Origin of the sequence: Phenylobacterium sp., assembly GCF_044371015.1 — a bacterium.
In the GTDB taxonomy this organism is placed as follows: Bacteria; Pseudomonadota; Alphaproteobacteria; order Caulobacterales; family Caulobacteraceae; genus Phenylobacterium.
The window spans coordinates 1-12,266 of sequence record NZ_JBILUK010000085.1; the positions used below are offsets into that span (position 1 = coordinate 1).

The window sequence follows — 12,266 nt, forward strand, 5'->3', positions numbered from 1 at the left end:
AGCGCGCCATGGCGATCGAGCGCGCCGAGATCGAGCGTCTGGCCAAGGACCGCGACGACGAGCGCGCGATCCAGGAGCGGTCGTTCCTGAACCGGCTGCGCGAGAAGCTGCTGGGCCAGAAGGCCAGCGGCGGCTTCAAGGGCATCAAGGCCGGCACGGTGATCGCCGAGGAGGTCCTGGCCGAGCATGTGCGCGGCAGCTGGCGCCATATCGGCGTGCAGGACGACGCGGTGATGGCCGAGATCGAGGTGCTGAAGCGCGAATTCGACGCCGCCGTGGCCCGCCTGCAGGCGCGCTTCGACAGCAAGGTGGAGAAGCTGCAGCGCGGCGACGAGCTGCCGCCCGGCGTGATGAAGATGGTCAAGGTGTTCGTGGCGGTGAAGCGCAAGCTGCAGCCGGGCGACAAGATGGCCGGCCGTCACGGCAACAAGGGGGTGATCTCCAAGATCCTGCCGATCGAGGACATGCCCTATCTGGAAGACGGCACCGGCGTCGACATCGTGCTCAACCCGCTGGGCGTGCCGAGCCGGATGAACGTGGGCCAGATCTTCGAGACGCACCTGGGCTGGGCCGCGGCCGGACTGGGCAAGCAGGTCGCCAACCTGCTGGAAGCCTGGCAGCAAGGCGGCCAGCGCAAGGCCCTGGTGGAGTACCTGAAGGGAACCTACGGCGAGGACCAGGAGCTGCCGGACAGCGACGAGGAACTTATCGAGCTGGCGCGGAACCTGTCGAAGGGTATCCCGTTCGCCACGCCGGTGTTTGACGGCGCGCACATCGACGACATCGAGAACCTGCTGGAGAAGGCCGGTCTCGACCGGTCAGGCCAGTCGTACCTCTACGATGGTCAGTCGGGTGAGCGCTTCAAGCGGCCGGTGACGGTGGGTTACATCTACATGCTGAAGCTGCACCACCTGGTGGACGATAAGATCCACGCCCGGTCGATCGGCCCCTACAGTCTGGTCACCCAGCAGCCGCTGGGCGGCAAGGCGCAGTTCGGCGGTCAGCGCTTCGGGGAGATGGAGGTCTGGGCTCTGGAAGCCTATGGCGCCGCCTACACCCTGCAAGAGATGCTGACGGTGAAATCGGACGACGTGGCCGGTCGAACCAAGGTCTACGAAAGCATCGTCCGTGGCGACGACACTTTCGAGGCCGGGATCCCCGAGAGCTTCAACGTGCTGGTCAAGGAGATGCGTTCTCTGGGCCTGAACGTGGAGCTGGAGAACTCGTAACGCTCACCGCTCGTCCCGGCGAAGGCCGGGACCCAGGACGGCCTCGGCGCGGCAGCGCGCCCCGAACTGGATCCCGGCCTTCGCCGGGATGAGCGGCGGAGAGGAACGAACACCAACCATTTCGCGGGAACCGTCCCGCAGAAGGAACCAAGATGAACCAGGAAATCCTGAACATCTTCAATCCGGTCCAGGCCGCTCCGACCTTTGACCGCATTCGCATTGCGCTGGCCTCGCCGGAAAAGATCCGGTCGTGGTCGTTCGGCGAGATCAAGAAGCCGGAAACCATCAACTATCGGACGTTCAAGCCGGAACGTGACGGCCTGTTCTGCGCCCGCATCTTTGGCCCGACCAAGGACTACGAGTGCCTGTGCGGCAAGTACAAGCGCATGAAGTACAAGGGCATCATCTGCGAGAAGTGCGGCGTCGAGGTGACCTTGGCGCGCGTCCGGCGCGAGCGCATGGGCCATATCGAGCTCGCCAGCCCGGTGGCCCACATCTGGTTCCTCAAGAGCCTGCCGAGCCGCATCGCGCTGATGCTGGACATGGCCCTGAAGGACATCGAGCGGGTCCTGTACTTTGAGTACTACATCGTCACCGAGCCCGGCCTGACGCCGCTGAAGCAGCACCAGCTGCTGAACGAAGACGATTATCTGCGCTTCCAGGAAGAGTTCGGCGACGACAGCTTCACGGCCGAGATCGGCGCCGAGGCGGTGCAGGGGCTTCTGAAGGGCATCGTGCTCGACAAGGAAGCCGAGAAGCTGCGCGAGGATCTGAAGACCACCACCTCGGAGATGAAGCTCAAGAAGACGTCCAAGCGTCTGAAGCTCATCGAGAGTTTCCTCGAAAGCGGCAACAAGCCGGAGTGGATGGTGCTCTCTGTGGTGCCAGTGATCCCGCCGGAACTGCGCCCGCTTGTGCCGCTGGACGGCGGTCGCTTCGCGACCTCGGACCTGAACGATCTCTATCGCCGGGTGATCAACCGCAACAATCGCCTCAAGCGCCTGATGGAGCTTCGTGCGCCGGACATCATCATCCGCAACGAAAAGCGGATGCTGCAGGAGTCGGTCGACGCCCTGTTCGACAACGGACGCCGGGGCCGGGTGATCACCGGCGCCAACAAGCGGCCGCTGAAGTCGCTGGCCGATATGCTCAAGGGCAAGCAGGGCCGGTTCCGTCAGAACCTGCTCGGCAAGCGCGTGGACTATTCGGGCCGCTCGGTCATCGTGGTGGGGCCGGAGCTCAAACTGCACGAGTGCGGCCTGCCCAAGAAGATGGCGCTCGAGCTGTTCAAGCCGTTCATCTACGCGCGGCTGGACGCCAAGGGCCTGTCGGGCACGGTCAAGCAGTCCAAGCGCATGGTCGAGCGCGAACAGCCCGCTGTCTGGGATATCCTGGATGAGGTGATCCGCGAGCATCCGGTGCTGCTGAACCGCGCGCCGACCCTTCACCGTCTGGGTATTCAGGCGTTCGAGCCCAAGCTGATTGAGGGCAAGGCTATCCAGCTGCACCCGCTGGTTTGCGCGGCGTTTAACGCCGACTTCGACGGCGACCAGATGGCCGTGCACGTGCCGCTGAGCCTTGAGGCCCAGCTGGAAGCCCGCGTGCTGATGATGAGCACGAACAATATCCTGTCGCCCGCCAACGGTCGGCCGATCATCGTGCCGTCGCAGGACATCGTGCTGGGGCTCTACTACCTGTCCCTGGCCAAGGACGGCGAGCCCGGCGAGGGCAAGGCGTTCACGGATCTGGGCGAAATCGATCAGGCGCTCGATGCCGGCGTGGTGACCCTGCACACCAAAATCCGCGCTCGTCACACCGAAATGGACGCTGACGGAAACGTCTTCCGCAAGGTGATCGAGACCACGCCGGGCCGCATGAAGATCGCCGCCCTGCTGCCGCACAATCCGGCTATCGGGCACCGCCTTCTGGAAAAGAACCTCACCAAGAAGGAGATCGGCAACCTGATCGACGCCGTCTATCGGCACTGTGGTCAGAAGGCGACGGTGATCTTCGCCGACCAGATCATGGGTCTGGGCTTCCGCGAGGCGGCCAAGGCCGGGATCAGTTTCGGCAAGGACGACATCGTCATCCCGGCCCGCAAGGCGCCGATCGTCGAAGAAACCCGCAAGCTGGTCGAAGAGTACGAGCAGCAGTACGCGGACGGCCTGATCACCAAGGGCGAGAAGTACAACAAGGTGGTCGACGCCTGGTCCAAGGCGACCGACAAGGTGGCCGAGGAGATGATGGCCGAGGTGAGCTCGGCGCCTGTGGTCAACGGCCGCCAGACCGAGATCAACTCCATCTTCATGATGAGCAATTCCGGCGCTCGGGGTTCACAGGCGCAGATGAAGCAGCTGGGTGGGATGCGCGGCCTGATGGCCAAGCCCTCCGGCGAGATCATCGAGACGCCGATCATCTCGAACTTCAAGGAAGGCCTGACCGTCCAGGAGTACTTCAACTCTACGCACGGCGCCCGTAAGGGTCTGGCCGATACCGCTCTGAAGACGGCCAACTCGGGCTACCTGACTCGTCGTCTGGTCGACGTGGCGCAGGACAGCATCATCACCGAGGAAGACTGCGGCACCACACGGGGCATCACCCTGCGGGCTGTGATCGAAGGCGGCGACGTGCTGGTCTCGCTCGGCCAGCGTATTCTGGGTCGCTTCGCGGCCGAGGATGTGCGGGATCCGGGGACCAACGACGTGATCGTTCCGGCCGACACCTATCTCGACGAGAATATGTGCGACCTGGTCGAGGCGGCGGGCGTGCAGTCGGTGAAGATCCGCTCAGTGCTGACCTGCGAAACCAAGGTGGGCGTCTGCGGCGCCTGCTACGGTCGCGACCTGGCCCGCGGCACGCCGGTGAACATCGGTGAGGCTGTGGGCGTCATCGCCGCGCAGTCGATCGGCGAGCCCGGCACCCAGCTGACCATGCGGACCTTCCACATCGGCGGCACGGCGCAGGTGGCCGAGCAGTCGTTCTTCGAGAGCACCAACGAAGGCGTGGTGAAGCTGGAAGGCGGCAACACGGTTGTGGCCCCTGACGGCGTGGTGGTGTCGATGAGCCGGAACCTGACCATCACCATTCAGGTCGATGGCAAGGACCGGGAGTCTTACAAGGCGCCCTACGGCGCGCGACTGCAGGTCAAGGCCGGCGACAAGGTCAAGCGCGGCCAGCGCCTGGCCACCTGGGACCCCTACACCACCCCGATCATCACCGAGGTGGGCGGCAAGGTTCGGTTCGAGGACCTGGTCGAGAACTTCTCGTTCCGCGAGGAGGCCGACGAGGCGACGGGCATCTCCAACCGCGTGGTCATCGACTGGCGCGCCAGCTCCAAGGGCTCGGATCTGCGTCCGGCCATGGCGGTGATCGGCGAGGACGGCGCCTACAAGCGTCTGTCGAACGGCGGCGAGGCTCGCTACCTGCTGCCGGTGGGGGCGATCCTGTCGATCGGCGACGGCGATGAGGTTAAGCCAGGCGAAATTCTCGCCCGGATGCCCACCGAGAGCGCCAAGACCCGCGACATCACCGGCGGTCTGCCCCGGGTGGCCGAACTGTTTGAAGCCCGTCGGCCGAAGGATTGTGCGGTCATCGCCGAGATGGACGGCCGGGTCGAGTTCGGTCGCGACTACAAGAACAAGCGCCGCATCAAGATCACCCCTGAAGAGGGCGAAGCGGTCGAGTTCCTGATCCCCAAGGGCAAGCATATCGCGGTCCACGACGGCGACGTGATCCGCCAGGGCGAATACCTGATCGACGGCAACCCGGATCCGCACGATATCCTGCGCATCCTGGGTATCGAGGCGCTGGCCGACTTCCTGGTCAATGAGATCCAGGAGGTCTACCGACTGCAGGGCGTGCCGATCAACGATAAGCACATCGAGGTGATCGTCCGCCAGATGCTGCAAAAGGTGGAGATCCTCGAGCCGGGCGACACCGGCCTGCTCAAGGGCGACCATCTCGACAAGCTTGAGGTGGAGGACGAGAACGCCAAGACCGAAGCGCGCGGGGGCCGTCCGGCCATCGTTCAGCCTGTGCTGCTGGGCATCACCAAGGCGAGCCTGCAGACCCGCAGCTTCATTTCGGCGGCGTCGTTCCAGGAGACGACCCGCGTGCTCACCGAGGCGGCCGTCCAGGGCAAGAGCGATACCTTGGAAGGGCTGAAGGAGAACGTGATCGTTGGCCGTCTGATCCCGGCGGGCACCGGCTCCTACCTGCGCAACCTGCAGCGGATCGCCGCCAAGCGCGACGAAGCGCTGACGGCCAGCCGCGAGGAAGCCATGGAGCCGCTGCCGGAGGTGATCGCCGACGCGGCGGCTGCCGAGGCGATCGACGCCTGAACGGCAAGGCTGGACTGATGCGAGCGGCCCGGACCCCGGACTTGATCCGGGGATTCCGGGCCGTTACTTCTTCAGCTCTCCCGCAAATTCATGCAACTCGCCGCCAAATGCGACCGTGATTTTGACTGGTAGAGAACTTTTCGCTCTCCTAGCAACGGCTGGAATTTCAAAAGTAACGAGCCCGCCAGTAAAGTCGCCCGGATCTATGGTAGTAGTCCGAAGGAGTGTTTTAAGGGCATCCCTGTTTGCCTCGATCTGTGATGACATCCTATCAAACATCGCTTGATTTTCAGAACGAGCAATGACGCCCGCCGAGTAGGCGGTTCCAGCATTGTATCCAGAATAATTTGTGGTTCCGAACGTGCTAGTCTGTCCGTATGGAGTATATGTAGATCCAGAAAAGGCCGCTGATCCTGAACTGTATCCTGCCTGGGAGGCAGAGTAGCTGTTTGCAGCTGCACTCAATCCGACCGCGATGGCTGCCCACATTTATTCATTTTTCTTCTCTTTGAGCAATTTCTCGTAAGGGACAACAGCGACATTTGTCCCGTCGCCAAGGGTTATGGAGATGCTCTCGGAGCCGACGTTGGCCGGTTCCGTGTTTAGATTCATCACCGCAATCGTAAGCGTGCCACGCTTTCCGAATTTATCCTCTGAAGGGATAATCTTGACCGCGCTTTTCGGCATGCGACTGTCTACCGTCTCAATGCCGGCGTCCATGCGTGCGGTTTGGTTTTCGCCATTAGGATGCAGGTCAAGGCGAAATTTGGCAGCAAGGGCCGGTTCCCCTAAGGCCATTGCCGGCACCGAGACCAAAGCAACTATCCAGGCACGCATAGGACGTCTCCGCAATCAGGTGTGCTAAGCGTATCTCGGCGCTCCGACGTTGCCAACTCTAGGTTGGGATTGGCCGAACAACACCTATTGGCGAGTAATCCATGGGGGCGGACCTATTGCGAATCCGAGATGGCTTCTCGATTTGACGACGCCGTGCGACCAAGGAGCTCCCTCGAGCAATCACTTGCGTTGCAATCGCCCAAAACTCGCCAGAGGACTTTCGCCTTGCCGCTCTTGCTCTGCCCCAACTGCAACGCCTCGATGCAGAACGTGAACCGTTCCGGCGTCGATCTCGACATGTGCCCCACCTGCCGGGGCGTGTGGCTGGATCGCGGCGAACTAGAGAAGCTGCTGGAAGGCGCGCGCGACGAGCGTCAGGGGATGCAGCAGGATCGGGAGCGGTTCACCCGTGAGGTGAGCGATTTCCATCGCGACCCCGATTCCTGGCGGCAGCGGCACCCATTTGATCCGCGCGCCGGGCACTACAAATACGACGACGACTACTACTATAAGAAAAAGAAGAAGAAGCTCGACATCTTCGATATCTTTGACTGATCGAGCGGGTCAGAGCGGCGCCTTGGCCTCTGGCCGGTCGTTGCCCGTCATCCGGCCGAGGTCTCCACCGGTCGCCCCCATGCCCATGTTCGGCTGACCGGGGCGCTGGATGACGCCGGCATTGTAGCCGGAGCCGGAGACCCCCACCGGCGCTGCGTTGGATCGGCTATAGGCATAGTCCTCCTCGCGCCGGGCTGCGGCGCGGGCGAGGTCCGCCGCCTTCGCGGCATCGACACCCAGTCCCAGGAATGGCGCGTCCTGAGCGCCTGCGGCGAACCGACGGCGGCAGGCTTCGCGCTCGTCGCGGGTCAGGGTGGGGCTATCGCAGTTAAGCCGACTTCGAAGCGCGGCCCGGACATTGCTCTCCAGCTCAGCCGCGACCTGCGGCGCCGTCAGGGTGCGTGGGCCAGACGTCGCCGGCGCCGGTCGGGACGTGGTCGGCGCGGCCAGCGGCGAAACCAGCGGGGCGAGGGGAAGGTCCTCGAGTACGAACCGCTGGGGCCTTCGGTGCAGGCGAACGGGCGACGGGCGGCTGGCTGCGCTGGAGTTCGGCGGCGTCGGCGTCCGGGCGATGATGATCACCGGTATGATGGCCTGCGGCGGACCGGACTCCGGGATGGGAACCCGCAACTCCGGAGCATGAAGCAGCAGCAGGGCGACCAAGGCCGCATGCCCTGCAAGCGACGCCGCGAAAATCGCCGATGTCCGCCGCGACACGGCCATGCCCCCTCCCGAGCGCTCTCTTCGAACCGGCCCTGCGCTCAAGGCGAATTCATGACCCGGACGCGGCGGAGATGCGACCCTTCGGGCTGATTGACGGAGCGGGACGATCCGACTATGAAGCGCGCTCTTTCGAGGCCGGGCGAGTCCCTGGCTTGGATGAACCGCGACCGCCGGGAGGCCTTACGGGTCTGCCGGCGCTTTCTTTGCGTTTCATATCCGGCTTCGGAATCACGGACCACGACGACCCCAACCTGAGGCGCTCCGGCCAAACGGCACACGCCTCCACGAAGCGAGAATAGATGCCGACAGTCAACCAGCTCATCCGCAAGCCCCGGCAGAACAAGCCGGTGCGGAACAAGGTCCCCGCCCTCAAGGGCTGCCCGCAGCGCCGCGGCGTCTGCACACGGGTCTATACGACGACCCCGAAGAAGCCGAACTCGGCGCTTCGGAAGGTCGCCAAGGTTCGTCTGACCACCGGCATCGAAGCGGTGTGCTACATCCCGGGTGAGGGCCATAACCTGCAGGAACACTCCGTGGTGCTGATCCGCGGCGGCCGGGTGAAGGACCTTCCCGGTGTTCGCTATCACATCCTGCGCGGCGTGCTGGACACGCAAGGGGTCAAGGACCGCAAGCAGCGCCGTTCGCTCTACGGCGCCAAGCGGCCCAAGTAAGGAAAAGAAGAGATGTCCCGTCGCCGCCGCGCCGACAAACGCGAAGTCCTGCCGGATCCCAAATTTGGGGACCTCGTGGTCACCAAGTTCATGAATTACGTGATGTACGAGGGCAAGAAGGCCGTCGCCGAGACGATCGTCTATGGCGCCCTCGACATCCTTGAGACCCGCCGTAAGGATCTGGGTCCGCTGGAAACCTTCCACACCGCCCTGGAAAACGTGGCTCCGGCCATCGAGGTGCGTTCCCGCCGGGTCGGCGGCGCCACCTACCAGGTGCCGGTTGAAGTCCGTCCCGAGCGCCGCAAGGCGCTGGCCATCCGCTGGCTGATCACCGCGGCGCGCAAGCGCGGCGAGAACACCATGACGGAGAAGCTGGCCGGCGAGCTTCTGGACGCTTCTTCGAACCGTGGCGCCGCCGTCAAGAAGCGTGAAGACACGCACAAGATGGCCGAAGCCAACCGGGCCTTCTCGCACTACCGCTGGTAGGCCCGACCACAAGTCAGCTTTCCGGCGCGGGCGGTTTGGGATAGACCGCCCGCGCCGTTCGTTCAGCCTCCCCGATCCTCACCCTGTCGAAGAGCATCCGCCATGGCCCGCTCCCACAAGATTGAAGACTACCGCAACTTCGGAATCATGGCGCACATCGACGCCGGGAAGACGACGACGACCGAGCGGATTCTCTACTACACGGGCAAGAGCCATAAGATCGGCGAAGTCCATGACGGCGCGGCCACCATGGACTGGATGGAGCAGGAGCAGGAGCGCGGCATCACCATTACGTCGGCCGCGACGACCGCGATCTGGGCCGGCAAGCGCCTGAACATTATCGACACCCCCGGCCACGTGGACTTCACCATCGAGGTGGAGCGGAGCCTGCGGGTTCTGGACGGCGCCGTGGCGGTGCTGGACGGCAACCAGGGTGTCGAGCCTCAGACCGAAACCGTCTGGCGTCAGGCCGACCGCTACAACGTGCCGCGCATCGTGTTCGTCAACAAGATGGACAAGATCGGCGCCGATTTCCAAATGTGCCTGCGCACGATCCGCGAGCGCCTGGGCGTGAAGGCGGTTCCGATCCAGTTGCCGATCGGCGCCGAGGCGAGCCTGAAGGGCGTGGTCGACCTGGTCCGCATGAAGGCGGTCGTCTGGGAGAGCGAAGGCCTGGGCGCCAACTACCACGACGAAGAGATCCCGGCTGACATGAAGGCGGAGGCCGAAGAGGCCCGCAACTACATGATCGAGAACGCGGTCGAGCTCGATGACGACGCCATGGAGGCCTATCTGTCCGGCGAGGAGCCGACGGAGGAGGTGATCAAGAAGTGCCTCCGCAAGGCGGTGCTGACCGGCGCCTTCTACCCGATCCTCGCGGGCTCGGCGTTCAAGAACAAGGGCGTTCAGCCCCTGCTCGACGCGGTGGTCGACTATCTGCCTTCGCCGGTGGACATCCCTCCGACCCCGGGCCTGGATTACAAGACCGAAGAGCCTGTGGTCCGCCATGCGTCGGATGACGAACCCCTTTCGATCCTGGCGTTCAAGATCATGGACGACCCCTTCGTCGGCTCGCTCACCTTCTGCCGGATCTATTCGGGCAAGCTGGAGACGGGCATGGGGCTGTTGAACTCCACCCGCGAGAAGAAGGAACGCGTCGGCCGCATGCTGCTGATGCATTCCAACAACCGGGAAGACATCAAGGAAGCCCATGCTGGCGACATCGTCGCCCTGGCTGGCCTGAAGGACACCCGCACGGGCGACACGCTGTGCGATCCACTGAAGTCGCCGGTGATCCTGGAGAAGATGAACTTCCCGGAGCCGGTGATCGAGATCGCCATCGAGCCGAAGTCGAAGGCGGACCAGGAGAAGCTGGGCGTGGCGCTGGCCAAGATGGTGGCGGAGGATCCGTCCTTCACCGTCCATACCGATCAGGAGTCAGGTCAGACGATCATGAAGGGGATGGGCGAGCTCCACCTCGACATCAAGGTCGACATCCTGAAGCGCACCTACAAGGTGGAAGCCAATATCGGCGCGCCGCAGGTGGCCTATCGCGAGAGCCTCGGCCGCATGGCCGACATCGACTACACCCACAAGAAGCAGACCGGCGGTACGGGCCAGTTCGCGCGGGTGAAGATCAAGTTCGAGCCGGGCGAGCCGGGGTCGGGCTTCATTTTCGAGAGCTCGATCGTCGGCGGCTCGGTTCCGAAGGAATATGTGCCCGGCGTCCAGAAGGGTCTGGAATCGGTCAAGGACAACGGCCTGCTGGCCGGGTTCCCCCTGATCGACTTCAAGGCCACGCTGTATGACGGCGGCTACCACGATGTGGACAGCTCCGTGCTGGCCTTTGAAATCGCCGCCCGCGCGGCGTTCAAGGAACTTCGCGAGAAGGGTTCGCCCAAGCTGCTTGAGCCGATCATGAAGGTCGAGGTGCTGACGCCTGATGAGTACATGGGCGACGTCATCGGTGATCTGAACTCGCGGCGGGGCCAGATCCAGGGCACCGAGACGCGGGGCAACGCCCAGGTGGTTACGGCTTTCGTGCCGCTGGCCAACATGTTCGGCTACATCAACACGCTGCGCTCGTTCTCACAGGGCCGCGCGCAGTTCACGATGCAGTACGATCACTACGATCCGGTGCCGCAAGTCGTCGCCGACGAAGTGATCAAGAAATACGCCTGATTTTCCAACCCTAGACAGAGGACAAGCCCGGACAGGGCTGGAGCTTGAAATGGCCAAAGAGAAGTTCGAACGCAACAAGCCGCACTGCAACATTGGCACGATTGGTCACGTTGACCATGGGAAGACGACGTTGACGGCGGCGATTACGATGACGCTGGCGAAGGCGGGTGGCGCGAAGGCGATGAGCTACGCGGACATTGACGCGGCGCCGGAAGAGAAGGCGCGTGGGATTACGATCAACACGGCGCACGTGGAGTATGAGACGGCCAACCGTCACTATGCGCACGTGGATTGCCCGGGTCACGCGGACTACGTGAAGAACATGATCACGGGTGCGGCGCAGATGGACGGCGCGATCCTGGTGGTGAGTGCGGCTGACGGTCCGATGCCGCAGACGCGTGAGCACATCCTTCTGGCGCGTCAGGTTGGCGTTCCGGCGCTGGTGGTGTTCATGAACAAGGTCGATATGGTCGATGACGAGGAGCTGCTTGAGCTGGTGGAGATGGAGGTTCGCGAGCTTCTGTCTGGCTACGAGTTCCCGGGCGACGACATTCCGATCGTGAAGGGTTCTGCGCTGGCGGCGGTTGAAGGCCGCAACCCGGAGATCGGGGAGAGCAAGATCCTGGAGCTGATGGCGGCGGTTGACGCCTACATTCCGCAGCCGGAGCGTCCTGTGGACCTTCCGTTCCTGATGCCGGTGGAAGACGTGTTCTCGATCTCGGGTCGCGGGACCGTTGTCACGGGCCGGATCGAGAAGGGCATCGTGAAGGTCGGCGAGGAAGTGGAGATCGTGGGCATCCGCGACGTGCAGAAGACGACGTGCACGGGTGTGGAGATGTTCCGCAAGCTGCTGGACCAGGGCCAGGCGGGCGACAACGTGGGCGTGCTGCTGCGGGGCACCAAGCGGGAGGACGTGGAGCGGGGCCAGGTGCTCTGCAAGCCGGGCTCGATCACGCCGCACACGGAGTTCACGGCGGAAGCCTACATCCTGACGAAGGAGGAGGGTGGCCGTCACACGCCGTTCTTCACCAACTACCGTCCGCAGTTCTACTTCCGGACGACGGACGTGACGGGGATCATCAAGCTGAAGGAAGGCGTTGAGATGATCATGCCCGGCGACAACGCCGAGCTGAACGTCGAGCTGATCACGCCGATCGCCATGGACCAGGGCCTGCGCTTCGCCATCCGCGAAGGCGGCCGCACCGTCGGCTCAGGCGTCGTCACCAAGATCCTCAAGTAGGATC

The 12,266-nt window shown here is 63.6% G+C and carries 9 protein-coding genes and 1 pseudogene; 7 read left to right on the plus strand and 3 right to left on the minus strand.

Annotated features, from left to right (window positions below):
* Positions 1 to 1,229, plus strand: a pseudogene (locus tag ACIQ3R_RS09050) (DNA-directed RNA polymerase subunit beta); the annotation flags it as partial.
* 152 nt (positions 1,230 to 1,381) lie between these two features.
* Complete coding sequence (rpoC, locus tag ACIQ3R_RS09055; protein WP_397417552.1) at positions 1,382 to 5,569, plus strand: DNA-directed RNA polymerase subunit beta'; 4,188 nt, start codon at positions 1,382 to 1,384, stop codon at positions 5,567 to 5,569.
* Between the two features lie 63 nt (positions 5,570 to 5,632).
* On the opposite strand, the gene ACIQ3R_RS09060 is transcribed toward rpoC, so the two are convergent.
* A complete protein-coding gene (locus ACIQ3R_RS09060) occupies positions 5,633 to 6,058 on the minus strand; it encodes a hypothetical protein (protein WP_397417555.1) in 426 nt (141 codons plus the stop codon).
* Positions 6,059 to 6,406 carry a hypothetical protein gene (locus tag ACIQ3R_RS09065; RefSeq protein WP_397417557.1) on the minus strand — a complete coding sequence of 116 codons (348 nt, stop codon included), beginning with the start codon at positions 6,404 to 6,406 and terminating at the stop codon, positions 6,059 to 6,061.
* A gap of 225 nt (positions 6,407 to 6,631) precedes the next feature.
* On the opposite strand from ACIQ3R_RS09065, the gene ACIQ3R_RS09070 reads away from it, so the two are divergent.
* Positions 6,632 to 6,961 carry a zf-TFIIB domain-containing protein gene (locus tag ACIQ3R_RS09070; protein ID WP_397417560.1) on the plus strand — a complete coding sequence of 110 codons (330 nt, stop codon included), beginning with the start codon at positions 6,632 to 6,634 and terminating at the stop codon, positions 6,959 to 6,961.
* 9 nt (positions 6,962 to 6,970) lie between these two features.
* Here the strand turns inward: ACIQ3R_RS09070 and ACIQ3R_RS09075 are convergent, their stop codons facing one another.
* A complete protein-coding gene (locus ACIQ3R_RS09075; RefSeq protein WP_397417563.1) occupies positions 6,971 to 7,678 on the minus strand; it encodes a hypothetical protein in 708 nt (235 codons plus the stop codon).
* Positions 7,679 to 7,983: 305 nt separating this feature from the next.
* Between ACIQ3R_RS09075 and rpsL the strand changes: the two genes are divergently transcribed.
* The 4 genes from rpsL to tuf all read left to right on the plus strand — a co-directional run bounded on the left by rpsL (position 7,984) and on the right by tuf (position 12,262).
* The gene (rpsL, locus tag ACIQ3R_RS09080; protein WP_111278705.1) at positions 7,984 to 8,355 is read left to right on the plus strand and encodes a 30S ribosomal protein S12; all 372 of its coding nucleotides are present in this window, start codon (positions 7,984 to 7,986) and stop codon (positions 8,353 to 8,355) included.
* Positions 8,356 to 8,367: 12 nt separating this feature from the next.
* Positions 8,368 to 8,841 (plus strand): 30S ribosomal protein S7, encoded by a 474-nt coding sequence (gene rpsG, locus ACIQ3R_RS09085; protein WP_397417566.1) that lies wholly within the window; start codon positions 8,368 to 8,370, stop codon positions 8,839 to 8,841.
* A 102-nt stretch (positions 8,842 to 8,943) separates the two neighbouring features.
* Positions 8,944 to 11,022: an elongation factor G gene (fusA, locus tag ACIQ3R_RS09090; RefSeq protein WP_397417569.1), complete on the plus strand. Its 2,079-nt coding sequence runs from the start codon at positions 8,944 to 8,946 to the stop codon at positions 11,020 to 11,022.
* Between the two features lie 49 nt (positions 11,023 to 11,071).
* Positions 11,072 to 12,262: an elongation factor Tu gene (gene tuf, locus ACIQ3R_RS09095; RefSeq protein ID WP_397417571.1), complete on the plus strand. Its 1,191-nt coding sequence runs from the start codon at positions 11,072 to 11,074 to the stop codon at positions 12,260 to 12,262.
* Positions 12,263 to 12,266: the final 4 nt, after the last annotated feature.